The 24,325-nt window shown below is 63.7% G+C and carries 23 protein-coding genes and 1 other RNA gene; 12 read left to right on the forward strand and 12 right to left on the reverse strand.

All coding sequences use genetic code 11. The features are described from left to right. Positions 1–264: 264 nt before the first annotated feature. Genes JVX98_RS25325 through JVX98_RS25335 form a run of 3 tightly spaced genes read right to left on the reverse strand, consistent with a single transcriptional unit; the run spans position 265 to position 1,887 of the window. Entirely contained in the window at positions 265–453 is a 189-nt protein-coding gene (locus tag JVX98_RS25325) for a DUF1192 domain-containing protein (protein ID WP_043610601.1), read from the reverse strand. Beyond that, positions 440–1,741 carry an MFS transporter gene (locus JVX98_RS25330; protein WP_205237831.1) on the reverse strand — a complete coding sequence of 434 codons (1,302 nt, stop codon included), beginning with the start codon at positions 1,739–1,741 and terminating at the stop codon, positions 440–442. Before JVX98_RS25330 ends, JVX98_RS25325 begins: the two co-directional genes overlap by 14 nt. After that, entirely contained in the window at positions 1,741–1,887 is a 147-nt protein-coding gene (locus JVX98_RS25335; protein WP_205237832.1) for a hypothetical protein, read from the reverse strand. Before JVX98_RS25335 ends, JVX98_RS25330 begins: the two co-directional genes overlap by 1 nt. Positions 1,888–2,034: 147 nt before the next feature. On the opposite strand from JVX98_RS25335, the gene JVX98_RS25340 reads away from it, so the two are divergent. Together JVX98_RS25340 and JVX98_RS25345 are read left to right on the forward strand one after the other, a co-directional pair. After that, complete coding sequence (locus JVX98_RS25340; protein WP_090299729.1) at positions 2,035–2,190, forward strand: hypothetical protein; 156 nt, start codon at positions 2,035–2,037, stop codon at positions 2,188–2,190. 111 nt (positions 2,191–2,301) lie between these two features. Further along, positions 2,302–4,239, forward strand: a complete 1,938-nt coding sequence (locus tag JVX98_RS25345) for a tetratricopeptide repeat protein (protein WP_192450713.1) — start codon at positions 2,302–2,304, stop codon at positions 4,237–4,239. A 40-nt stretch (positions 4,240–4,279) separates the two neighbouring features. On the opposite strand, the gene JVX98_RS25350 is transcribed toward JVX98_RS25345, so the two are convergent. After that, positions 4,280–5,794: an MFS transporter gene (locus JVX98_RS25350; RefSeq protein ID WP_205237834.1), complete on the reverse strand. Its 1,515-nt coding sequence runs from the start codon at positions 5,792–5,794 to the stop codon at positions 4,280–4,282. A 106-nt stretch (positions 5,795–5,900) separates the two neighbouring features. On the opposite strand from JVX98_RS25350, the gene JVX98_RS25355 reads away from it, so the two are divergent. Continuing rightward, positions 5,901–6,452 carry a TetR/AcrR family transcriptional regulator gene (locus JVX98_RS25355; protein ID WP_205237836.1) on the forward strand — a complete coding sequence of 184 codons (552 nt, stop codon included), beginning with the start codon at positions 5,901–5,903 and terminating at the stop codon, positions 6,450–6,452. Between the two features lie 14 nt (positions 6,453–6,466). On the opposite strand, the gene JVX98_RS25360 is transcribed toward JVX98_RS25355, so the two are convergent. From JVX98_RS25360 to tkt, 6 genes are all read right to left on the reverse strand, one after another. Beyond that, the gene (locus JVX98_RS25360; protein WP_205237838.1) at positions 6,467–7,402 is read right to left on the reverse strand and encodes a PhzF family phenazine biosynthesis protein; all 936 of its coding nucleotides are present in this window, start codon (positions 7,400–7,402) and stop codon (positions 6,467–6,469) included. A 207-nt stretch (positions 7,403–7,609) separates the two neighbouring features. Then, entirely contained in the window at positions 7,610–8,635 is a 1,026-nt protein-coding gene (locus JVX98_RS25365) for a class I fructose-bisphosphate aldolase (protein ID WP_205237840.1), read from the reverse strand. A gap of 247 nt (positions 8,636–8,882) precedes the next feature. After that, positions 8,883–10,079 (reverse strand): phosphoglycerate kinase, encoded by a 1,197-nt coding sequence (gene pgk / locus JVX98_RS25370; RefSeq protein WP_192450708.1) that lies wholly within the window; start codon positions 10,077–10,079, stop codon positions 8,883–8,885. Then, entirely contained in the window at positions 10,079–10,669 is a 591-nt protein-coding gene (locus JVX98_RS25375; protein WP_112985601.1) for a putative glycolipid-binding domain-containing protein, read from the reverse strand. The genes pgk and JVX98_RS25375 overlap by 1 nt, the downstream gene beginning before the upstream one ends. Before the next feature lie 5 nt (positions 10,670–10,674). Then, positions 10,675–11,685 (reverse strand): type I glyceraldehyde-3-phosphate dehydrogenase, encoded by a 1,011-nt coding sequence (gap, locus tag JVX98_RS25380; RefSeq protein WP_034806178.1) that lies wholly within the window; start codon positions 11,683–11,685, stop codon positions 10,675–10,677. A gap of 72 nt (positions 11,686–11,757) precedes the next feature. After that, a complete protein-coding gene (gene tkt / locus JVX98_RS25385; protein ID WP_043625569.1) occupies positions 11,758–13,740 on the reverse strand; it encodes a transketolase in 1,983 nt (660 codons plus the stop codon). 350 nt (positions 13,741–14,090) lie between these two features. On the opposite strand from tkt, the gene JVX98_RS25390 reads away from it, so the two are divergent. The 3 genes from JVX98_RS25390 to ssrS all read left to right on the forward strand — a co-directional run bounded on the left by JVX98_RS25390 (position 14,091) and on the right by ssrS (position 14,963). Next, positions 14,091–14,360, forward strand: coding sequence for a DUF4164 domain-containing protein (locus JVX98_RS25390; RefSeq protein ID WP_034806184.1), 270 nt, complete (start codon positions 14,091–14,093; stop codon positions 14,358–14,360). Positions 14,361–14,371: 11 nt separating this feature from the next. Next, positions 14,372–14,749, forward strand: a complete 378-nt coding sequence (locus JVX98_RS25395) for a cell division protein ZapA (RefSeq protein ID WP_034806187.1) — start codon at positions 14,372–14,374, stop codon at positions 14,747–14,749. A 56-nt stretch (positions 14,750–14,805) separates the two neighbouring features. Continuing rightward, positions 14,806–14,963: non-coding RNA, 6S RNA (gene ssrS, locus JVX98_RS25400), on the forward strand. 24 nt (positions 14,964–14,987) lie between these two features. Here the strand turns inward: ssrS and JVX98_RS25405 are convergent. Beyond that, entirely contained in the window at positions 14,988–15,869 is an 882-nt protein-coding gene (locus tag JVX98_RS25405; RefSeq protein WP_246764952.1) for a LysR family transcriptional regulator, read from the reverse strand. Between the two features lie 100 nt (positions 15,870–15,969). On the opposite strand from JVX98_RS25405, the gene JVX98_RS25410 reads away from it, so the two are divergent. Then, positions 15,970–16,194, forward strand: a complete 225-nt coding sequence (locus tag JVX98_RS25410; RefSeq protein WP_192450705.1) for a hypothetical protein — start codon at positions 15,970–15,972, stop codon at positions 16,192–16,194. A gap of 19 nt (positions 16,195–16,213) precedes the next feature. Here JVX98_RS25410 and JVX98_RS25415 read toward each other — a convergent pair whose 3' ends face one another. Then, positions 16,214–16,411, reverse strand: a complete 198-nt coding sequence (locus JVX98_RS25415) for a transcriptional regulator (protein ID WP_234798710.1) — start codon at positions 16,409–16,411, stop codon at positions 16,214–16,216. A 362-nt stretch (positions 16,412–16,773) separates the two neighbouring features. Between JVX98_RS25415 and JVX98_RS25420 the strand changes: the two genes are divergently transcribed. The 5 genes from JVX98_RS25420 to JVX98_RS25440 all read left to right on the forward strand — a co-directional run bounded on the left by JVX98_RS25420 (position 16,774) and on the right by JVX98_RS25440 (position 24,312). Beyond that, on the forward strand, positions 16,774–17,346 hold the full coding sequence (locus JVX98_RS25420; RefSeq protein WP_043625555.1) for a 5-formyltetrahydrofolate cyclo-ligase: 573 nt from the start codon (positions 16,774–16,776) through the stop codon (positions 17,344–17,346). A gap of 210 nt (positions 17,347–17,556) precedes the next feature. After that, positions 17,557–18,381 (forward strand): YmdB family metallophosphoesterase, encoded by an 825-nt coding sequence (locus JVX98_RS25425; protein ID WP_034806196.1) that lies wholly within the window; start codon positions 17,557–17,559, stop codon positions 18,379–18,381. A gap of 482 nt (positions 18,382–18,863) precedes the next feature. Then, positions 18,864–20,018, forward strand: coding sequence for an efflux RND transporter periplasmic adaptor subunit (locus JVX98_RS25430; protein WP_205237842.1), 1,155 nt, complete (start codon positions 18,864–18,866; stop codon positions 20,016–20,018). Next, the gene (locus tag JVX98_RS25435; RefSeq protein ID WP_205237844.1) at positions 20,015–23,191 is read left to right on the forward strand and encodes an efflux RND transporter permease subunit; all 3,177 of its coding nucleotides are present in this window, start codon (positions 20,015–20,017) and stop codon (positions 23,189–23,191) included. Before JVX98_RS25430 ends, JVX98_RS25435 begins: the two co-directional genes overlap by 4 nt. Before the next feature lie 284 nt (positions 23,192–23,475). Continuing rightward, positions 23,476–24,312 carry an MBL fold metallo-hydrolase gene (locus JVX98_RS25440; RefSeq protein ID WP_192450883.1) on the forward strand — a complete coding sequence of 279 codons (837 nt, stop codon included), beginning with the start codon at positions 23,476–23,478 and terminating at the stop codon, positions 24,310–24,312. The last annotated feature ends 13 nt before the right edge of the window (positions 24,313–24,325 follow it).

Raw genomic sequence — 24,325 nt, forward strand, 5'->3', positions numbered from 1 at the left:
ATGATCCGATAGCGCATTTCGCGCAAGGGCATTCTTAAGAAAGGGTTAATCTCCACAGTTCTTTAGATAAACCTATGCCAAAACAAAAAAAGAGCCGCGGAAAGCGGCTCTCAAGGTAAAACAGGGAGAAAAATCAGACCCATTCGCCAGTCGGAGAAATTGTCTGAAACCGGAAAGCTCCGGATGCCCTGACAATCGCAGATAATGCTTAATGCTGCGTTAAACGCGCTCCGTTTTGCTGCGGTGCGACCTTCCGCCGCCGGATCAGCGAAACAGGTTCTCGGCGGCCGAACGGCTGGCGGATTTGCGTGTCCGTTCCGCCTCCAGCCGAGTGATCTCTTCGGTCAGAAGCGCGATGCGCTGCGTCAGCTCATCGACGGACAGCAGCGCGAGATCGCTGCCGATTTCATGGGCCACCTTCTTCTGTGGCCGGTCGTCGTCAAACAGGCTCATCCGACTGATCCTCCCATTCCGGACGCTTGTCCGGTTCGTTGTGTGCTTCTTCGAACGGGGCTGCGCGCGGCGAAAGCTGCAGGCTTTCCGGCGTCGTCGGCGCACCGGCATTGACCGGCGAGAAGGCGTCGCGGTCGGAGACCGGAACCGGTGCGCGCATCCGGCTGCGGATGATGGCATAGGCCGTGATCATAATATGGGCGCAGGCGGTGATCATGAACAGGCCGTAGGGGCCCGCCGCCGTCATGACCGGGCCGCCGATCGTCGGGCCGATGATGGTGCCGATGCCATAGAGCAGCAGCAGGCCGCCGGACACCTTGACGAAGTCTTCGGCCGTCGCGAAGTCGTTGGCGTGCGAGACGGCGATCGGATAGAGCGCGTTGGCCGCAGCGCCGTAGATCGCGATCAGCGTCAGCACGATCCAGACCTGGCTCGGCTCGATCAGGAAGATGAGGAGTCCGGCGATCGCGCCGATGCCGGCAAGGGCAGCAAGGACGTAGCGCCGGTCGATGCGGTCGGATAGCCGGCCGGCCGGCAACTGCATGACGGCGCCGGCAAAGATCGCTACGCTCATCATGGCAGCGACAGTGCTGTCGGAAAGTCCCGCCTGGCGGCCGAAGACGGCGCCGAGCGTGCCGAAGGCGCCATTGGCGATGCCGACGAGCAGGATGCCGAGGAAGGAAACCGGCGAGTTGCGATAAAGGCCGCGCAGGTCGAGGCTCACCTTCTTCAGCGGCTGCGGCGAGGCGGCCTTGGACATCAGCGTCGGCAGCATGGCGACGCAGTAGAGGATGCCGCAGATCATGAACAAGATGGTGGTGGACGTATCGCCGAAGGGGATCATCATCTGGCCGCCGACGACGCCGAAGAGCGTGATGGCGATATAGAGCGAGAAGATGACGCCGCGGCTCTCGTTGGTGGCGCGCTCGTTCAGCCAGCTTTCGATGATCATCGAGGTGCCGGCGGTGGAAAAGCCGGTCAGGGCCCTGAGGATCAGCCACCAGGTCGGGTCGATCAGGATGCCGGTGAGCAGCGCGACGATCGCGATCAGCGATGCAAAGACGCTGAAGGCGCGCACGTGGCCGATGCGCTTGACGACCGTGGGTGCAAAGAAGCAGCCGAGCACAAAGCCGGCAGCCCAGGATGTGCCGATCAGGCCGAGGATGGTGGTGGGATAACCTTCAGCGGTGCCGCGGACCGGAAGAAGCAACCCCTGCAGACCATTGCCCAGAAAGAGAAACAGCGTGCCAAGCAGGAGGGCGGCGACAGGGAGCAGGTTCTTTCTCATCATTCATCCGAAATTCGTTCTGCCGTCAGCAAGTTAGGGCGGTGCCTGGTGAATTGCCAGCCGGTTTGTGATTGCAGCGCCTGGCGTTGCCGCAGGTTTTGTCCTTCGATCGGAGATGAATGACGCAACATGCGGCGGCCGGTCATTGCAAATCGCCCGCGGAAACACTAGCCCTTTTTGCTAGGCGCAACGTATCGCTCGTCCTCGGGGGAGGCGGTGCTGCGTGCGACGAAGAGTGCCGGTGTTGCGAACGCTTCACCGGTCGAGGCAGCCTCCCGGTAGACGAGGGCAACATGCAGAAGGCGATCGCCCTTTTTCTGCTTCTGATCATGGCCATTCAGCTCCTCTGGCCGATCGGCATTCCGGGGCTGCGCCGCCGTCGCGATTTCTGGAAGATCGCGGTCTTCGCCATCGTGATGATGATGGTGACGGTGTTGATCCGTCCCTGATCCGGCCGCCGCGCCGCAACTCCCCGTTACCTTTGGAACTCCATCGCCTGCGGCTCACCGCTACCTTGGTTGCGAAACCTGTCGTTTCAACCAGAAAAGGGCGCAGGACAGATGGGAAAGAAAGCGCTAAAGTGCGAGCCTCATTCGGGAGATGACTTCGAGGGTTTCTTGGAACGCCGGCTTGCCGCCATTCTCGCTGCCGATGTCGTGGGGTACAGTCGCCTGATCGGCGCTGACGAAACCGGCACGCTGGCCGCCATGAAACGGCACAAGAGCGAACTCGTCGATCCGAAGATCACCCGTCACAAGGGACGCATCGTCAAGCTCACCGGCGACGGCATCCTCGTCGAATTTGCAAGCGTCGTGCACGCGGTCGCCTGCGCCGTCGATATTCAGCGTGGCATGCTGCTGCGCAATGAAAGCGTTTCGCCGCTCAAACGCATCGAACTCAGGATCGGCGTGCATCTTGGCGACATCATCGTCGAGGATGGCGACATCTTCGGGGATGGCGTCAATGTCGCAGCGCGCCTCGAAGGCCTCGCCGAACCCTCCGGCATCGCCGTCTCGGCTTCCGTGCGCGACCATGTCGGCGCGCGCCTCGATGTTGGCTTCATCGACAAGGGCGAACACACGCTGAAGAACATCGCCGCCGGCGTGCATGTCTATTCGGTGGCGCTCGGTGCACCGACCAAGGTGGCGTCGGCGCCGAGCGGATCGTGTCCGGTGGTGCTCGACGATGGCTACGGGCTCTCGGTCGGCGTACTGCCCTTCACCAATATGAGCCACGATCCCGAGCAGGAGTACTTCTCCGACGGCATCACCGAAGACATCATCACCGATCTTTCGAAGATATCGAAGCTGCACGTCGTCGCCCGCAACACGGTGTTCACCTACAAGGGGCGATCGGTGAAGGTGAAGCAGGTGGCCCAGGAACTCGGTGTCCGCTACATCCTCGAAGGCAGCGTACGCAAGGCGGGCGCGCGGGTGCGCATCACCGGCCAGTTGATCGATGCGCTGACCGGCACGCATCTCTGGGCCGATCGCTACGACCGGGACCTGACCGACATCTTCGCCATCCAGGACGAAATCACCCATGCGATCGTCGACCAGCTGAAGATCAAGCTGTTGCCGGCGGAAAGGCGGGCGATCGAGAGCGACCCGACGACAAGTGTCGAGGCCTACACCTACTATCTGCGCGGCCGGCAGTTTTCGCATGCCTGGACTCGCTCCTATCTCCTGCTCGCCCGGCGCATGTTCATGAAGGCGGTGGAACTCGATCCGGATTTTGCCCGGGCCTATGCCGGCATCGCCGATTGCGAGTCGGCGCTGCGTGACTGGCACGAGGACGAGTTTCCGCTGCAAAGCATCCTGTCCATCACCGACAGGGCGCTGGCGCTCGATCCAGACCTCGCGGAGGCACACGCATCCCGTGGTCTGGTGCTTCACCAGGACGGCCAATGCGAGGAGGCGGTTGCCGCCTTCGAGCAGGCGCTGACGCTCGATGCCGGGCTCTACGAGGCGAACTTCCATTATGGCCGCTTCCTGTTCATGCAGGGCGCGTTCGAAATGGCGATCCAGTTCTTCAAGCGTGCCGCGGACATCCGACCGGACGATTATCTGTCACCGATCCACCTGATGAGCGCCTATCGCACGCTCGGCCGCGACAGCGAACGCAAGCAGTGGGCGCGCATCGGCATTGCCCGGGCGGAGAGGGCGCTGGAACTCAATCCGGAAAACTCGGGCCCGGCCCATCGCGGCGCGCTGGCGCTTGCCCATATGGGCGAGGCCGACCGTGCGCGGGAATGGGCAGCGCGGGCGCTGGCGATCGATCCCGATGACGTGGTCGCCCGTTACAACACGGCCTGTGTCTATTGCATCCTCGGCGATATCGATGCGGCGCTCGATCTTCTCGAGACCTTGCTGCCGCAGAGCTCCTGCTACCAGCTGCTCTGGTTCAAGCAAGATTCAGACCTCGACGCCGTTCGCCACCATGTCCGTTTCCAGGCGATGGTCGAGGCGATCGCAAAATGCGAGGCCGGATTGCGCTGAACCGCCGGACAGTCGTTGCCATCCGGCGGCTCGCAGTTGCTTAGTGGGGACCCGCCTGGCGGGATCCCTGAGGGGCGCTGACCCGCCCGGCGGTCAGCCACCAGATGGCCGCTCCGGTCACGAACAGCATGGCTGTCGCCACCATCACGACCGCGGTAAACGCGCCTTCGAAGGAGAGGCGGGCACGGGTCACCAGTTCGCTCGCCACATCCGCCGGCAGCTTCTCGGCGAGAAGCAGGGCTTCGTCGAGACTGTCGCGTGCCATCGCCGGGATCGCAGCCCCCTCCGGCAGGACGAGGAAGGCGGTGTAGACGACCGACATGACGGTGCCGAGCACGGCAATGCCGACCGCGCCGCCAAGCTCGAACGAGACCTCCTCGATCGATGCTGCCATGCCGGCCCGTTCCGGCGGGGCGTTGAACATGATGGCGCTGGAGGCGGCGGTCATGGACGCACCGATGCCGAGGCCGAGAACCACGAGGGTGGCGACCTGGGCGAGCGCTCCGGTTTCATGGACGAGCAGATAGCCGCCGAGGCCGAGCGCCGCCAGGATGAGGCCGGAGCGCAGCACCACTTCGGCGCCGAGGCGCGGCAGCAGCGTACCGGTCAGCGGCCCGGCGACGAAAGCGGCGAGCGGGATCGGCAGGATGAAGAAGCCGGCCTCGAGCGGCGAAAAGCCCTCGACCAGCTGCAACTGCTGGCTCAGCACCAGTTCGATGCCGACGATGGAGGCGGATGCCACCAGTGCGGCGGCGACGCCGGAGGAAAACACCGCATTGCGGAAGAGGCTGAAATCGATCAGCGGATGCGGACTGCGGCGCTGGCGACGCACGAAGAGAAAGAGTGCGATCGCACCGATCACGGCGGCAGCAAGGCCCGCTTCCAGCGACGGCTCGCGCTTGCTTGTTTCCTTGACGGCATAGGCCAGGCCGATGAGACCGACCATGATTTGCAGCGAACCGATTGCGTCCCAGGGGTGTTTCGGATTGCCGGCGTTGTTTGGCAGCACGACGAGGCCGAGCAGGAGGGCGATCGCGACGACCGGCACGTTGATGAGGAAGACCGAGCCCCACCAAAAGTATTCGAGCAGGAAACCGCCAAGCACCGGGCCGATCGCCGCGCCGCCGGACGCGATCGCCGCCCATACGCCGATCGCCAGCGACCGTTCCCGTTCGTCGGTGAAGGTCAGCCGGATGATCGACAGTGTCGCCGGCATCATGAGAGCGGCGCCGACGGCGAGCAGGACGCGACCACCGATCAGGATCGCCGGTGTCGGTGCATAGGCGGCGATCAGCGAGGCGATACCGAAGACGGCAAGGCCGACGATGAAGGGCTTCTTGTGGCCGAGGCGGTCGCCAAGCGTGCCGAGGCCAGGCAGAAGGCCGGCGACGACCAGGGCATAGGCGTTGACGATCCAGAGCTTCTCCGACGCGGTGGCGCCGAGGTCATGGGTCAGACGGGGCAGGGCGGTATAGAGCACCGTCATGTCGACGACGATCAGAAAAAGTGCGCTCGATACTATGGCTAGAATGAGCCAGCGATTTTGCGGAAGCATGGTACACCTCGGTGGCCGCCACTGGGAAATGGGGGCTGGGCCTTGTTTAAATCAGGGTCGTTGTTTATTTGAATACGTACGTATGGATTTGAAATAGGAAGTCAAGATGGGACGACGACGAACAATCGATCGTGACAAGGTGCTGGATGCGGCGGAGGCGGTGGTGAATTCCGTCGGCGCGGCCGGGCTGACGATCGATGCCGTCGCCAAGGCTTCCGGGATTACCAAGGGCGGCGTGCAATACTGCTTCGGCAACAAGGACGGCCTGATCGACGCGATGATGCAGCGTTGGTTCGATGAATTCGATGCCGCGGTAGCGGCGGAGGGTGGCGACGATCCTGATCCGATCAAGGCAATGCGCGCCCATGCGTCGGTGACCGCCCGGATGAACACGGCCGACAATGCCCGCACATCCGGCATGATGGCCGCACTGCTGCAGCGGGAAGAGCACATGGCGAAGAACCGCGCCTGGTATCGCGCCCGCCTCGATGGTCTCGACCTGTCGACGGAGGAGGGGCGCAGGGCGCGGATGGTGTTTCTCGCAACGGAAGGCGTCTTCCTGCTGCGGGGGTTCGGCTTCCTCGAGATGGAAGACGCCGAATGGCAGGATATGTTTGCCGATATCTTGAAGCTTCTGCCGGAGCGCGACCGCGCCTGAGGCGTTGAAAAGCGCTAGAGCTCGATCAGGCCGCGCATGGCGCTGACGCAATGGCCGGAAAGGCTGACCTTGCGAACGACGCCACCCTGCTTTCGGACATGCGCGCCGATGAGGCTGCGACGCCCCATCTCCACACCCTGCTCGATGGTGATCTCGACATCGATATCCTGCTCCGGGACGAGCGAGACGAGATAGGCGGAAAGCGCTGCCGAGGCGCTGCCGGTAGCCGGGTCTTCATTGACATTGTCGAGCGGTGCGAACATGCGCGCCCGGATCTGCCAGGGCGCTTCCTCCGAGCGAGCGTAGAGGAACAGGCTGAAACTGTCTTCGTCGGGTTTGTAGCGGGCATTGGCCGCCTGGAAGGCGGTGACATTGGGTTGGGCGGACGACAGCGTCGCGACATCCATGATTTCGGCGACGGCGAAGGGCAGGCCGACGGAAAGCCGGCTCGGTGCGTGCACGCGTCTGCTGACGGCTTCAGGCGCGAGCGATGCGCAGGCCGCGATGGTGTCGGCGTCGAATTCTGGGCCGACGGTCAGGCTGCGCGGTACGACGATGGTGGCGCCGCCGACAACACCGTCTTCCCGCAGCAACGTGGCCTCGACGAGGCCGGCCTTTTCCTCGAAACGCAGGATTTCGCCGGGCGCGCGGCCGAAGATTTCCTTTTGCCGGCCGAGCACGAAGGCCGTGCCGACATTGGGATGGCCGGCAAAGGGGATCTCGGTCGTCGGCGTGAAGATCCGGACTTCTGCGGTGTTCGCAGGGTCGCGCGGCGGCAGCACGAAGGTGACTTCGGAATAGCCGAATTCGGTCGCGATCGCCTGCATCTGGCGATCGCTCAAGCCGCGGGCGTCGGACATGACCGCCAACTGGTTGCCGGCAAAGCGCTCGTCGGTGAAGACGTCGACGGTGACATAGTCAACGGATTTCGGCGCGGAGTCTGAGGTCATGGTCGTGGCTTTCGCTGGTGGAGCGCCGCTGGCGCTCATCGTGTCGGCTCTGAAGTCAAGGCTTAAGACAGCCGACACACCGCACAAAGGCCCGAACTTGTCCGGGTGACAAGTTCCACAGCGCCGACGAAGCCGTCGCGTTGCAGGCGTCAAGCCTTTGCAATGAAAAGGGGCCGACAGCGGCCCCTCCTATGCGGTCAACCTGGCTCAGGCGGCCTTCTCGAGTTCCTTCTTCCACGTTCCCTTCGCCGCCAAGCTGCACATCTCGGCGCGATGGGCAAAGGCGCGTTGGCCGGCGCCGATGTTGTCGGCCTTGCCGTGCCAGGCAGTCAGCGCTTCCTGCTGCAGGGCGCGGCCATAGGAGAAGGTGAGCTTCCAGGGCAGGTCGTGGCTGGCGTTCATTGCCGAGAGGTGGGCGGTCGCCTCCTCGGTCGACTGGCCGCCGGAGAGGAAGGCGATGCCCGGTACAGCCGAAGGCACCGTGCGCTTCAGTACCCGGATGGTGCGCTCGGCCACTTCGGCGACGGAGGCATTGCGGGCCTTCTTGCCGTCGATCACCATGCTTGGCTTCAGGATCATGCCTTCGAGCTTGACGCGCATGGCCGCCAGTTCCTCGAAGGTGGTCCGCAGCGTCCACTCGGTCACCTGTTCGGAGCGATCGATCGAGTGGTCGCCCGGCGCGCCGTCCATCAGCACTTCCGGCTCGACGATCGGCACGATGCCGGCGTCCTGGCAAAGGGCGGCATAGCGGGCGAGCGCATGGGCATTGGCGCGCACCGCACCGGCGGTGGGCAGCGTATCGGAGATGGAGACGACGCCGCGCCACTTGGCAAAGCGTGCGCCGGCCTCGTGATATCTAGCCAGCCGCTGGGCAAGGCCGTCGAGCCCTTCGGTGATCGTTTCGGCCGGGAAGTTGGTCATCGGCTTGGCGCCCGCATCGACCTTGATGCCGGGGATCGCGCCGGCGGCCCGGATGATGTCGACGAGCGGCGTGCCGTCGACCGCATGCTGGAACAGGGTTTCCTCGTAGAGGATGACGCCGGAGATGTATTTGCGCATCGCCTTTTCGGCGCGCAGCAGCATCTCGCGGTAATCGCGCCTGGAGGTCTCGGTGGATTCGAGGCCGATCGTATCGAAGCGCTTCTTGATCGTTGCCGTGGACTCGTCGGCGGCAAGCAGCCCGCGGCCATTGGCGACCATGGCGACGGCGATGTCTTCCAGTTTTTCCGTCATGCTTTTTCTCTCCCTAGACAGCGCCGATCGTGAGGATCAGGCGAACACTGAAACAGTTGCAGGGCCGACGGTGCGCGGGGCAACCGCCACGCTCCCAACAGGAGCGCGAGTAACAGGTGAAATTGTCCAGGAAAATGGCGAGAAAATCGACTGAAACGATTTAAAATTTTTTTAATCGTTTGAATAAATAAGGTTTTTTCTTGATTGCCGGCGCGTGAGAGTGCTTCCCACGCGCCGGTTGTATGTCTTACTTCTGCTTCAGGATATCGACGCCCGGGAGCGGCTTGCCTTCCATCCACTCCAGGAACGCGCCGCCGGCGGTCGAGACGTAGCTGAAATCGTCGGCGACTTCGGCATGGTTCAGCGCCGCGACGGTATCACCACCGCCGGCAACCGAGACCAGTGAACCCTGACGGGTGCGGGCAGCCGCATGCTTGGCAACGGCAACGGTGGCCTTGTCGAAAGGCGCGATTTCGAAGGCGCCGAGCGGACCGTTCCAGACCAGCGTTTCGGCCTTGGAGATCCAGTCATTGACGGCCGCGATCGACTTCGGGCCGACGTCGAGAACCATGGCATCGGCCGGAATGGCGTTGATGTCGACCACTTCGTTGTCGGCGCCGGCCTTGAACTCGCGGGCAATGACGCCGTCTTCCGGCAGCACGATGGCGCAGCCGGCCTTGTCGGCAGCGGCGATGATCGCCCGGGCGGTGTCGGCGAGGTCATGCTCGCAGAGCGACTTGCCGACATTGATGCCCTTGGCGGCGATGAAGGTGTTGGCCATGCCGCCGCCGATGACGAGCGCATCGACCTTTGTCACGAGGTTCTGCAACAGGTCGATCTTGGTCGAGACCTTGGCGCCGCCGACGATGGCAACGACCGGCCGCTTCGGCTGGCCGAGGCCCTTTTCCAGCGCTTCGAGTTCGGCCTGCATGGTGCGGCCGGCATAGGCCGGCAGGTGATGGGCAAGACCTTCCGTCGAGGCATGGGCGCGGTGGGCGGCCGAGAAGGCGTCGTTGACGTAGATGTCGCCATTGGCGGCAAGCGCCTTGACAAACTCGGCCTCGTTCTTTTCCTCGCCCTTGTGGAAGCGGGTGTTTTCCAAGAGCAGCACGTCGCCGTCGCTCATGTCGGCGATCGCGTTCTTGGCCTTGTCGCCGATGCAGTCGGCGCCGAAATGAACGCGCTGGTCGAGCACGTCCTCGACGGCCGGAGCGATCGTCTTCAGCGACATGTCGGCGACCGGTTCACCCTTCGGGCGGCCGAAATGGGCGAGCAGGATGACCTTGGCGCCCTTCTCGGACAGCTCGCGGATGGTCGGCGCGACGCGCTCGATGCGGGTCGCGTCGGTGACCACGCCGTCCTTGACCGGCACGTTGAGATCGACGCGCACCAGAACGCGCTTGCCGGCGATGTCGGTCAGATCGTCGAGGGTCTTGAAAGTCATCAGATAGTCTCCGGTGATAGTCTTTGGAAAAGGGTGGGGTAGTCGATGACGAGGCCGTCCTCGTCTACGGGCAGTTCCGCGGCAAAACTGCGGTCCTCGGCCTCGTAGCGATAGAGCCTGAAATCATCGAGGCAGGTGTAGTGCTGGCCGTCCACAACAGGCTGAAACGTGTCGAAGGGCACGTAGAGCATCTTCAGTCTGGCGGTGCCGGACTGGCTCACAAGCCCGAGGCGGCGGATCGGCAGCGTGTTGGTGAAGGGCGTTCCCGCGAGGTCGATATCGATACAGCCGTCGAATTCGGGGAGGGGCGTGCCGCGTGCCGTTGCCCATTCGCCCGGAATGTCCGAGCGCAGGTGCAGGCTGCGGCCGTCTGTCGTGTCGACCATCAGCTTGCGCACGTGCCAGCTGTCGTCGCAGTCGATCCGGTAGCGCGCGCCATAGGGCGTGCCGCCGCGGCTGCCGATCAGAACGCCGACGGCGCGGATGACCGCGCCGTCGGTGGTGTCGATTTTTGTCAGCGTCAGGTGTTCGAGCCCTTCCCCTTCCAGCGGACGCCAGCGGACCGTCGTTGAGGAGAGGGCGCGAAACATCTGTCTTAGATGAGCTTGGCGAACGCGACCGCCGTGTCGGCCATGCGGTTCGAGAAGCCCCACTCGTTGTCGTACCAGGTGAGGATACGCACGAAGTTGCCTTCGACGACCTTGGTCTGGTCGATCGCGAAGATCGAGGAGTGGCTGTCATGGTTGAAGTCGCGCGAAACGAGCGGCTCTTCCGTGTAGCCCAGAACGCCCTTGAGCGCGCCGTTGGAGGCGGCCTTGATGGCGTTGGTGATTTCCTCGACCGAGGTGTTGCGCTTGGCGACGAACTTGAAGTCGACGACGGAGACGTTCGGGGTCGGGACGCGGATCGACGTGCCGTCGAGCTTGCCCTTCAGTTCCGGCAGAACCAGGCCAACGGCCTTGGCGGCACCGGTCGAGGTCGGGATCATCGACAGAGCGGCAGCGCGGGCGCGGTACAGATCCTTGTGCATCTGGTCGAGCGACGGCTGGTCGTTGGTGTAGGAGTGGATCGTGGTCATGAAGCCGTGGCTGATGCCGATGGTATCGTTCAGGACCTTGACGACCGGAACCAGGCAGTTCGTCGTGCAGGATGCGTTGGAGATGACCAGGTGGTCCTTGGTCAGCTGGTCGTGGTTGACACCGTAGACGACCGTCAGGTCGGCGCCGTCGGCCGGGGCCGAGACGATGACGCGCTTGGCGCCGGCCGTCAGGTGGGCTGCAGCCTTGTCGCGCGCGGTGAAGATGCCGGTGCATTCCATCGCGATGTCGATGCCGAGTTCCTTGTGCGGCAGCGTTGCCGGATCCTTGATCGCGGTCACCTTGATCGGCTTGCCGCCGTTGATGGTGATCGTGTCGCCTTCGACCTTGACCTCGGCCGGGAAGCGACCGTGGATCGAGTCATAGCGCAGCAGGTGAGCGTTGGTCTCAACGGGGCCGAGGTCGTTGATCGCAACGACTTCGATGTCGGTGCGGCCGGATTCGACGATGGCGCGGAGCACGTTGCGGCCGATGCGGCCAAAACCGTTGATGGCGACTTTCACTGTCATGGGTCTCTCCCTGTCTGACTGACGTGGTACGAAAAAAGCGGGGCGCACCTTTCGGCGCGCCCCGCAGATTGATCAGGCGAGCTTCGTTTCCGCGGCGGCAACCACCGCCTCAGGCGTGATGCCGAAGTGCTTGTAAAGCTCCTTATAGGGGCCGGAAGCGCCGAAGCTCGACATGCCGATGAAGGTGCCATCGCTGCCGATGAAGTGATCCCAGCCCTGACGGATGCCGGCTTCGACGGCGATCTTGACCGGCGAGTTGCCGATGATCGCCTGCTGGTAGTCTTCGCTCTGCTCGGCGAAAAGCTCGAAGCAGGGAACGGAGACGACGCGGGTCGAGATGCCCTTGGCGGTCAGCGTCTGGCAGGCCTTGACGGCGATTTCGACTTCCGAGCCGGTGGCGAAGATCGTGACCTTGGCGTCGGCGGCCGAGATCAGGTCGTAGGCGCCGCGGGCGCACAGGTTCTCTTCTTCGTACTCGGTGCGAACGGCCATCAGGTTCTGGCGCGTCAGCGCGATGCCGGACGGACGGTTGTGGCTTTCGAGCGCCAGCTGCCAGCACTCGGCCGTTTCCGTGGCGTCGGCCGGGCGGAACATCAACAGGTTCGGGATGGCGCGCAGCGCTGCCATGTGCTCGACCGGCTGGTGCGTCGGGCCGTCTTCGCCAAGGCCGATGGAATCGTGCGTTAGCACGTGGATGACGCGGATGCCCATCAGGGCAGCCAGGCGGATCGACGGACGGCAGTAGTCCGAGAAGATCAGGAAGCCACCGGAATAGGGGATGACGCCGCCATGCAGCGCCATGCCGTTCATGGCAGCGGCCATGCCGTGCTCGCGAACGCCCCAATGGATGTAGCGGCCGGAGAAGTCGTCAGGGGTGATCGACTTGGTCTGGCTCGTCTTGGTGTTGTTCGAGCCGGTCAGGTCAGCCGAGCCGCCGATGGTTTCGGCCAGAACGCCGTTGATGACTTCGAGCGCGTCCTCGGAAGCCTTGCGGGTTGCCGGCGACGGCTTGGTTTCGGCGAGCTTCTTCTTGTAGTCGTCGATGGCCGAGGAGAGGCGGCCTTCGAGTTCGCCGGAGAAGCGGCGAACGAACTGGGCCTTCTTCTCGGCCTCGCTCTTTTCAAGACGGTCTTCCCACTCCTTGCGCGCCTTGGTGGAGCGCAGGCCGGCCAGACGCCAGGCGTCGAGCACGTCGGAGGGAACGACGAAAGCTTCGGCTTCCCAGCCGAGCGCCTTGCGGGTGGCGGCGATTTCCTCGGCGCCGAGCGGCGAGCCGTGAACCTTGTGGGTGCCGGCCTTGTTCGGTGCGCCGAAACCGATCGTCGTCTTAGCCGCGATCATGGTCGGCTTGTCGGACTTCTGCGCCTGGTCGATCGCAGCGGCGATCGCGTCCGGATCATGGCCGTCGACGGCAATGGTGTTCCAGTTGGAGGCGCGGAAGCGGGCGTGCTGGTCGGTCGAGTCGGCGATCGAGATCGGGCCGTCGATCGAGATGTTGTTGTCGTCCCAGAAGACGATCAGCTTGTTGAGCTTCAGGTGGCCGGCGAGCGAAATCGCTTCCTGGCTGATGCCTTCCATGAGGCAGCCGTCACCGGCGAGCACGTAGGTATAGTGCTCCATCAGGTCGGAGCCGAATTCGTCACGCAGCTTGCGCTCTGCGATCGCCATGCCGACGGCGTTGGCAATGCCCTGGCCGAGCGGACCGGTGGTCGTCTCGATGCCGGCGGCGTGGCCGTATTCCGGGTGGCCGGCGGTGCGGGCGCCGAGCTGGCGGAAGTTCTTGATCTCGTCGATGGAGATGTCTTCGTAGCCCGTCAAATAGAGCAGCGAATAGAGCAGCATCGAGCCGTGGCCGGCCGACAGCACGAAGCGGTCGCGGTTTGGCCAGGACGGATTCTTGGGGTCAAAGCTCAGATAGCGCGTAAAGAGGACTGTCGCTATGTCGGCTGCACCCATGGGCAGGCCAGGGTGGCCGGAATTTGCCTTCTCGACGGCATCCATGGAGAGGAAACGGATCGCATTTGCCATCCGGTCGTGTTTTTCGCGAGAGATCATGACTGTTCCGTTTGCGTTCGGTGGTCAGGGAACGGTCTCTATCCTCCAAAGACCGCGCAAGAAGCGGCTGACACATAGCAGGTGCGCCGTGCGAGTCAACAAATACGGGCCTTCCGCGGCCATTTGACGGCAGGTTGCTCCGGCCCCCGCCGCGGTGCTTGTTCCGCAATGCAACAAGCCTACCGCACTGCCGTTGAAGAAAGCCGGCTACGCAATCCATCCACAGCTTCCGCTGTTGTTTGCCGTACTTGGCATTGTTGAGACTTACGTAATAGGTTTAAAAAAGATCGAGCCGAAGCGGCGGACGGGATTCGGGCGATTCGGCCTCATGGGCGAGGTATTCGGAACACATGCCGGCAAAGACTGTCAAAGCGGCGATCGACGAACTGCGAAACGCAGTGCAATCCCTGGAGAATGCGATCGACGGTCGGTTTGACAGGGAGCGGGACTTCAGCGAGTTCGAGGGCGAGGTGCGACGCGTCAACACCGACCGGTCGCGACTGGCGCAGGAACTCGATCAGTCGCAGTTCCGGGCAAACCGGCTCGAGGAGGTCAACCGTGAGGTTTCCCGTCGCCTCGTGACGGCGATGGAAACCATTCGGGCGGTGCTCGACCGCTAGGAACAAGCGACATGGCGCAGGTGACAGTTTCGATCGACGGCAAGGCCTATCGCATGGCCTGCGAGGAAGGGCAGGAAGATCATCTGATCGAGCTTGCCACCAATTTCGATCAGTATGTCGGACACCTCAAGACCCAGTTTGGCGAGATCGGCGATCTGCGCCTGACCGTCATGGCCGGCATCATGGTCATGGACGAGCTCAGCGAGGTCAATCGCCGGCTGAAGAACCTCGAAGCCGAGGTCGGCAACCTGACGAATGGGCGCGACGCCGCGCTTTCGGATCAGCTGAAGAACGAGGAGGCGCTGGCCTCGGCGCTCAGCGAAGTGACCCAGCAGATCCACGGTATCGCCGCCAAGCTGAACGGCCGCCCCACGACGCCGTCGAGCTGACAAGGTTTCGTCGGCGAGCCACTGGCGCGAAGCACCGAGACACTTTATATATCGAATGCGGTCTGCGCTCCCCGACAGGAACCACAATCCCCGGGGCCATACTCGATCCTAAGGGAGCTGTCCCTGTCCGGACCCGTGGGTTCGGACACATGGCGCCCACCTACTTTGTAGGCACCCGGGATCGTAAAATATCCATCGGTTGTGTGGATCGCACTTCTCCCTCCTTTCGACTGCTCGCTCAGTCCCCGGCAAAAGCCCGGCGGATGGCGTCGGCCATGGCCTCGACGATCCGGTCCTTGCCGTTCCCGGCCTTTGAAATCCGCAGCACGACATTCGAGTGGTCGATCACGGTGTAGCCGTCATCGGCCGTCAGTTCGCGGCAGCCGGACGGGATGCTGCTGCGGGCAAGTGGCGCGATGGCAAGGCCGGACACCACCGCCGCCATCAGGCCACCGCTGGTGCGGCTGACATAGGCGACGCGGTTGTCGATGCGGCATTTCCTCAAATTGCGCTGGGCAAGGTCGTCGCACCAGCCGCCTTCAAGATAGGTATAGGTCGCGATCGGTACCGGACGGCGCTCGTCGGTCCGGTGCTGCTCCGACGTCACCCAGACGGTCGGATCCATCATCAGCACCTCGTTCCTCGTCTTTCCGCCGGGCTCGAAGACGACGGCAAGGTCGATCTCTCCCGCCTCCAGTGCCGCGACATTGGTCATCGAGGCGCCCTGCTGCACGGTCACTTCGACGCCCGGGTGGATGGCCGCGAAACTCCCCAGCGCTTTCGGCAAGGTCGAGTTGATGTATTCCTCGGGCAGCCCGATCCGAACGGCGCCGTCGAGCGCCGGCTGACGCAGCGCGGCGGCGGTGTCGTCGAGCAGGGTGACGATGCGCCTGGCATTGTCGACGAGCCGCAGTCCTTGCGGAGTCAGCACCACACCGCGCGAATGGCGCTCGAACAGGGCGTCGCCGAGCACATCCTCGAGCTTCCTGATCTGCATGCTGACGGCCGACTGGGTACGCCCGACGATGTCTGCGGCGCGCGTGACGCTGCTGGTATCGACAACTGCGAGAAAGGTTCTGAGCAGATCGCTATCAAGCGGGAGGGGCATGGCGTCAACCATCAGAATTTCTGATGACAGTCATGCTTGCAATTCGTTTGTCAAATGTCAATGCGAGGACGAAGATCGTTCTGTCAGATCATCCTAGGCCCGAGTCCCTGCCATGAGCGTACTTGCCGTTCTCGCCTTTTCCGACACGTTCGCTGCCGCCCGACGCAGGGCAAGGCGATGGGCCGCCGATTTGCTGCTTGTCGAGGCGCCTGCCGAGGTGCCGGCGGACAGGCCGCTGCTGCTGCGCGACGCCGGGATCCCGGCAGTCGACTTCGACCTTCGACGGCGGGAGCGGATGTTGGAGCAGGCGGTCTATCGGTCGCACTGGATGCTCTAGGCAGTCCCCGCGCCAATCCTTACGAGATGAGATCGAGCCTTGCGGCACGAAAGACGGCTTCGGCCAGATTGCCGGCCTGCAGCTTGCGCATGGCGTCTTCCAGCGCCCGGTCGATCCGGTCGAGGGGAATATCGGTTTCGCGCATCATGTCCTGGCGCGTGCGGCCGCGGGCGGCGAGCGTCAGGCAACGCAGTTCCAACGGTTCGAGTTCTTTCATCTGGTCCTTCATGGACGTCGGCTTTTCCACTGCTGCCTGCAGGAGCGCGTCCATACATCGAACGCGGGCATTAGTTCCTGCTAATTATTTGAAATCGCGTCTTTATTTGCATGCGGTCGCCGATGCGCGAAAGCGGAACCGTCGTCCATGATGAACGGAACGCTAATGCTGTGCCGAACCGGGAAGGCGCTGGCCGTGCTGTCGCAAACCGCGGCAAAAGCGGCGAAGCGGGTGGCTATGCATGGGCGACATCGGGTGTATAGGCTGGTGATTGAGCCGGGAATCGGCGAGAAAGTGACGGGTTGTGCCATTTCGGGAAGAAAATTCGTCCGCGACGATGGCATGAGGCAGGAGAGGGCACGATGTCACCGAAAGACTTGAAGGCGGCGCTGCGCAACGAGCGGCTGGCATTGCGCGATGCGATGCCCGCGGAGATACGGATCGAGGCGAGCCTGACCATGGCCGACCATGCGGGCGACGTCATTGCGCTCGATCCCGGGCACATCGTTTCCGGCTTCTGGCCGATCCGCTCCGAGGTCGATATCCGGCCGCTGATGGCGCGGCTGAAAAGCCGCGGGGCCCGGCTCTGCCTGCCCGTGATCATGGACAAGCAGACGATCGTCTTTCGCGAGCTGCTCGATGGCGTCGACATCATCGCCACCGGCTTCGGCACGACCGGGCCTGGCCCGGATGCGCCGGTGCTCGACCCGGATATCATGCTCGTGCCGCTTTCGGCCTTCGACGCGACCGGTCACCGGATCGGCTACGGCGCCGGCTACTATGACCGGGCGATCGACCGGCTGCGCAACAAGGGGCACCTGCCGAAGCTGATCGGCATTGCCTTCGACTGCCAGGAAGTCGCCACCGTGCCGGCCGAACCGCATGATGTGGCGCTGGATGCCGTGCTCACCGAGAGCGGGTTCCGGCATTTCTAATCGATGACGTAGCTGAGGAACGGCCCTGTGCCTTGAAATCGTGCAGGTCGCGGCCGACGATCGGTTCGCGATTCCGGCGGAATCGATCTTGGGCGTTTCCTGTCGGGCCAGGATCGTGTAGACGCTCTACCTCTTTGTTTTACGCAGGTCCGGCCGCCACAACCGCTGACGCGCTTCCGCCGGAGCTGCCCTGGTGGGATTTGAGCGAGCATGAGGCTTCTGTTTCTGGGAGATATGGTGGGCAAGACGGGCCGTACGGCGGTCTGGGAGCGGCTTCCGGGACTGATCGGCGACCTCAAGCTCGACTTTGTCATCGTCAACGGCGAGAACGCCGCCGGCGGCTTCGGCATCACCGAAGACATCTTCCTCGAGACGATCAACGCCGGCGCCGACGTGGTGACCACCGGCAACCACGTCTGGGACCAGAAGGAAGCGGTGGTCTTCTGCGAGCGGCACGACCAGTTCCTGCGCCCGGCCAACTATCCGGCCGGCACGCCCGGCCGCGGCTCCAACCTGTTCTTTGCCCGCAACGGCGCGCGCGTGCTGGTCGCCAACGTCATGGGCCGCGTCTTCATGCATCCCGAACTCGATGATCCCTTCAAGTCGGCCGAGGCGATCCTCGATGCCTGCCCGCTCGGCGAGCAGGCGGATGCGATCGTCTTCGACTTTCATGCGGAGGCGACCAGCGAAAAGCAGTGCTTCGGCCATTTCGTCGACGGACGCGCCAGCCTCGTCGTCGGCACGCATACGCACGTGCCGACCGCCGACCACCAGATCCTCAACGGCGGCACCGCCTATATGAGTGATGCCGGCATGTGCGGCGACTACGATTCCTCGCTCGGCATGGACAAGGAAGAGCCGCTCAACCGCTTCATCTCGAAGATGCCGAAGGGGCGCTTCGAGGCGGCGTCGGGTCCGGCCACCATCTGCGGTCTCGGGGTCGAGATCTCCGATCGCACCGGGCTTGCCGAGAAGATCGCGCCGCTGCGGCTTGGGCCGAGACTGGCGGAAACGATCCCGGATTTCTGGTCTTAAGGCCAGGGCAGGCGGCGTCCTGAGGCGCAGCGCAAAACTGCGCGCGGGCACCTTTGGTTGTCCCGTATCGCCTTATCGGAATTGATTTTTTTCAAGGTGACAACCCCATCAAATGATGGCAGGTTATCGCGAAATCACGCCGGGCCGGGGCGTGATGTATTCGTGGGTTTTTGCAGAATGAATGGTGTCCGCAGTCCTGGATTGCGGGCATGTGCTGTTGTCGCCGCGTTTCGGGCCGATGCCCGCTGCGGGCGGTTTTGACCTGACAGCGTTCGCGGGCCGAAGGGCGCAAGGCCGCTGTATCATTTGATTGCTTGTGTGACTTTGCCTCTCGGATCGCTGCCGATCCGAGGATTTGTGCGGAGCGGGACGGGTAATGCGGCTGTTTTGCGCACGGGCCCCGCTCTGAAATGTTCAAAGCGATTGCGGTGGTCTGGTCGATTGGCTGCCCCTCGTGATCCAAGTGCATTCGGAGGGCATGCATGTTGTCTCAGTGGCATTTGCCGATGATCGTCGGCGCTTCTCTTTCCCTTCTATCCGTAATCGGTGCCCAGGCGCAGGACGCGCAATTGCCCGTGGTGACCGTCGCCAAGCCGGTCGTGCGGGATGTCATCGACAGCGACGAGTTCATCGGCCGCTTCGAGCCTGTCGACGAGGTGCAGGTCCGCGCCCGCATCGGCGGTTATCTCGACGAGGTCAACTTCACCGACGGCGCCCTGGTGAAGAAGGGCGACAAGCTCTTCGTCATCGACCAGCGGCCCTATCGCACGTCTCTCTCTCAGGCCGAATCGACGCTGGAATCGGCGCGCTCCTCGCTGGAATTCGCCGAAGCCCAGTTCAAGCGGACGCAATCGCTGACGGGCACCGGCACGCTTTCGGTCTCGACGCTCGACGATCACCGCCGCGAACTCCTGTCGGCGCAGGCGCTGGTGCGCGGCGCGGAAGCGGCGGTCGAGCGCGCCAAGCTCGACCTTGACTACACCACCATCACCGCGCCGCTCAGCGGCCGCGTCGACCGGCGCCTGCTGTCGACGGGCAATCTCGTTCAGGCTGACCAGACAGTGCTGACGACGATCGTGTCGCTCGACCCGATCGATTTCTACTTCGACGTCGACGAACGGCGGCTGCTTTCCTATGCCCGGGTCGCGCGCGAGCGCGGCAGCGCGCTGCAGGAAGGCGGCGGCTCGCTCGAAGTGCTGGTCACCATCGCCGACTCGCAAGAGGAGCCGTTCAAGGGCAAGCTCGACTTCGCCGAAAACCGCGTGGATCCGCAGAGCGGCACGATGCGCGTGCGCGCCCGTCTCGATAACCCGAGCCTCGTGCTGCAGCCCGGTCTCTTCGGCCGTGTGCAGATCGAAGGCTCGAACACCTACAAGGCGGTCCTCATTCCGGACGAGGCGATCGGCGCCGACCAGAACGAGCGCATTGTCTACGAGGTGACCGGGGACGGAACAGTGGTGACCAAGCCTGTCCGTCTCGGCCCGAAGCTGCATGGCTACCGCGTCATCCGCTCCGGCATGACCGGCGACGAGACCATTGTCGTCAACGGCCTGATGCGGGCACGCCCCGGCACCAAGGTGAAGCCCGAGACGGTGCAGCTTCCCCCCGAAGCGCAAGCAGCGGGGGCGGCGCAATGAGGTTTGCTCACTTCTTCGTCGACCGGCCGATCTTCGCGTCGGTGCTGTCGATCGTGCTCCTGATCGTCGGCAGCATCGCCTATTTTCAGCTTCCCGTAGCGCAGTATCCGGAAATTGCGCCGCCGACCATCGTCGTTCGCGCCGCCTATCCGGGCGCCGACGCCGATACCGTTGCGAACACCGTCGCGACGCCGCTCGAACAGGAAATCAACGGCGTCGAGAACATGCTCTACATGTCCTCCTATTCGACCGCCGACGGTTCGATGGCGCTGACGATCACCTTCAAGCTCGGCACCGACCTCGACCAGGCGCAGGTGCTGGTGCAGAACCGCGTGTCGATCGCTGAGCCCCGGCTGCCGGAAGAAGTCCGGCGCATCGGCATCACCACGGCCAAGAGTTCGCCCGACCTGATGATGGTCGTGCATCTGCTCTCACCGACCGAACGCTATGACCAGCTCTACGTCTCGAACTATGCGCGCACGCGCATCCGCGACCTGCTCGTGCGGCTCGACGGCGTCGGCGACGTCATCCTGTTCGGCGAGCGCGAATATGCGCTGCGTGTCTGGCTCGATCCGGAGAAACTGTCGGCCTACGGCATGACGGCCGGCGACGTGGTGCAGGCGCTGCGCGAGCAGAACGTGCAGGTCTCCGGCGGCTCGATCGGCGGTCCGCCGGCGCCGGGCGACAGCGCGTTCCAGTATACGGTCACGACGGACGGCCGCTTCAGCGATGCGCGGCAGTTCCGCTACGTCATCGTCAAGGCGACGGAAAGCGGTCGTCTCGTGCAGCTGCAGGACGTCGCCCGCGTCGAGCTTGGCGCCCGCGAATACGTCAACAACAGCTATCTCGATGGCAGCCCGGCGGTGGCGCTCGGCATCTTCTCGCGGCCGGGCACCAATGCGCTCGACGCCGCCGAACAGATCCAGAAGGTGATGACCGACGTTTCCAAGGACTTCCCCGACGGGCTCGAATACCGCATCGTCTACAACCCGACCGAGTTCATCTCGGAATCGATCAACGAGGTCTACAAGACGATCGCCGAGGCGGCCATTCTCGTCGCCATCGTCGTGCTCGTCTTCCTGCAGTCGTGGCGAACGGCGATTATCCCGATCGTCGCCATCCCCGTGTCGCTCGTCGGCACCTTCGCCTTCCTCTATGCCTTCGGCTTCTCGCTGAATATGCTGACGCTGTTCGGCCTGGTGCTGGCGATCGGCATCGTTGTCGACGATGCGATCGTGGTGGTCGAGAACGTCGAGCGAAATCTCGCGCGCGGCATGACCCCGCGCGAGGCCTCGCATGTGACCATGGACGAGGTGGGGGCGGCCGTCATCGCGATCTCGCTGGTGTTGACCGCGGTCTTCGTGCCGACGGCCTTCATCCCCGGCATCGCCGGCCAGTTCTACCTGCAGTTCGCCGTGACGATCTCGGTCGCAACGGTGATTTCCGCCTTCAACTCGCTGACGCTGTCACCGGCGCTGGCGGCTATCCTGTTGAAGCCGCACGAGAACGGCCATCATGAAAGCCGCAATCCGCTGACGCGGTTCGGCAAGGCCTTGGCGAACGGCTTCAACAACGGCTTCGACCGGATGGCGTCGGGCTATTCATGGGTCGTGCGCAAGCTCGTCTCGACGAAGGTGGCGCTGGCCGCGGCCCTTCTCGTCTTCGTGGGGCTGCTGGGGGCCACCTGGTACATGGCGCAGATCGTGCCGCGCGGCTTCGTGCCGACCATGGACCAGGGCTATGCGATCGTCGTCATCCAGCTGCCGGACGGCGCCTCGCTCGACCGGACGGACGCCGTCGTCAAACGCGCTTCGAAGATCATCGAGGACGTGCCCGGGGTGAAGAGCGCCGTTGCCTTTGCCGGCTTCAACGGCGCGACCTTTACCAACGCGTCCAATTCGGGCGTGGTCTTCGCCTCCTTCGAAAGCTTCGAAGAGCGGCTGAAGAACGGGCAGGGGGCCAACCAGATCATCGGCCAGCTCTATGGCAGCCTGCAGAGCATCCAGGAAGCCTTCATCATCGCCGTGCCGCCGCCTTCGGTGCGCGGCATCGGCAACTCCGGCGGCTTCAAGATGCAGATCATGGACCGCCAGAGCTCCGACATGCGCCGCGCGCTCGGGCTTGCCTACCAGATGATGGGTGCTGCCAACCAGACGGAAGGGTTGACAGGGGTCTTCACCACCTTCTCGGCCTCCAGTCCGCAATACTTCCTGGCGATCGACCGCGACAAGGCACGCACGCTCAACGTGCCGATCCCCAACATCTTCGAGGCGTTGTCGATCAACCTCGGCACGTCCTACGTCAACGACTTCAACGCCTTTGGCCGCGTCTACCAGGTGCGGGCGCAAGCCGACCAGCAGTACCGAGTCGAGCGTGACAACATCCTGGCGCTGAAAGTGCGCTCGGCAACCGGTGCGCTGGTGCCGATGGGTACACTCGTCGAGATCCAGGATACGGCCGGTCCGACGCTGGTGCAGCGCTACAACATGTACGTCTCGGTGCCGATCCAGGGCAACCCCGCGGTCGGCGTCTCGACGGGTACGGCTCTCGACAAGATGGAGGCGCTCGCCGCCCAGATCCTGCCGCAGGGCACGACCTTCGAGTGGACGGAACTCGCCTACCAGGAACGCCAGACAGGCAACACCGCGGTGTTCATCTTCGCACTGTCGGTCGTTTTCGTGTTCCTGGCGCTTTCGGCCCAGTACGAAAGCTGGGTCCTGCCGCTGGCGATCATCCTGATCGTGCCGCTCGGCGTGCTGGCCGCGCTGGTCGGCGTGTTCATCCGCGGGCTCGACAACAACGTGCTGACGCAGATCGGGCTGATCGTGCTGATTGGCCTTGCGGCCAAGAACGCGATTCTGATCGTCGAGTTCGCGCGGCAGGGCGAGGACGAGGGCAAAACGCCGATCGAGGCGGCGGTGGAAGCGAGCCAGCTGCGCCTGCGCCCGATCCTGATGACCGCCTTCGCCTTCATCCTCGGCGTTGTGCCGCTGATGATCGCGACCGGCCCGGGCGCCGAAATGCGCCAGTCGCTGGGTACCGCGGTTTTCTCGGGCATGCTCGGGGTAACGTTCCTCGGCCTGTTCCTGACGCCGGTGTTCTACGTCGCGCTCCGGTCATTCCGGCGACGCAAGGTGGCCGTGAGCGAGCCGGCACCGCACCCGGCCGAGTAACGCCGGCCTGACGACAATCGGACAGATGCCCCGGTAGCAATGCCGGGGCATTTGGCTTTGAAGAGGTTATAGTTTCTTGATCGTCCCCCGGGGTCGGTGACGTAAACGTGAGCACCGCCTGCCGTTTGTAACTGGACGTGGCCCGGCCCTTGAACAATTCTCTCCCGGCCCCGTGACGCCACCGTTCGGTCGAGCGAAGGCAAAGGCTTCCATTCGCTGTTCAATACCTGCCTGCTGCGTGCCCCCAGGGCCCGAGGTCGGGCGGCAAGTGAGAGAGGTGAAGGCTGATGCTCCGGTACTTTGTCTACACATTCGCCGCCATATGGATCATCCACGCGTCCTGGCCATCGGTTGCCCATGCGCAGCAGCAGCCGCGCCCTGTCAGCCAATGCCAGGCGATCGCCGAGACGATCCCCCAGGCCACCTTCGCCAGTTTCACGCCTGCTGCCGCCACCAAGGGGCAGACGACGGCCGGCGAAGTGACGATCAGCTATCTCGGCCATTCCACTTTCCTGATCGAGACGCCCGGCGGCGTCTCGATCGCAACCGACTACAGCGGCTGGTACGCACCGTCGGCGCCGCCGACGGTCGCGACCATGAACAAGGCGCATTCGAGCCACTACACGCTGACGCCGGATCCGGCGATCAAGACCGTGCTGCACGGCTGGAGCGACAGCGGCCAACCGGCGCGCCACGATCTCGTGGTCGGCGACGCCTACATCCGCAACGTGACGACGGACATTCGCGCCGGTGGCGGCGCCATGGAGCACGACGGGAACTCGATCTTCATCTACGAGGTGGCGGATCTCTGCATCGGGCATCTCGGCCATCTGCACCATGAGCTCGACGACATCCACTATGGCCAGATCGGTCGGCTTGATGTGCTGATGGTGCCTGTCGATGGCGGCCTGACCATGGGGGCGGAAAGCATGAGCCGGGTCGTCAGCCGGCTGCGCTCGTCACTGATTCTGCCGATGCATCGCCGCGGCCCGCCGATCGAGGCTTTCCTCGACATGTTCGGCGACGACTACGACAAGCGTTATGCGGACAGCGCCGGTATCAAAGTATCCCTGCGTTCCTTGCCAAGCAAACCACTGATTTATATTCTCAAGGGCGTTTGAACATCCTGGGATC

Source organism: Ensifer sp. PDNC004, assembly GCF_016919405.1.
In the GTDB taxonomy this organism is placed as follows: Bacteria; Pseudomonadota; Alphaproteobacteria; order Rhizobiales; family Rhizobiaceae; genus Ensifer.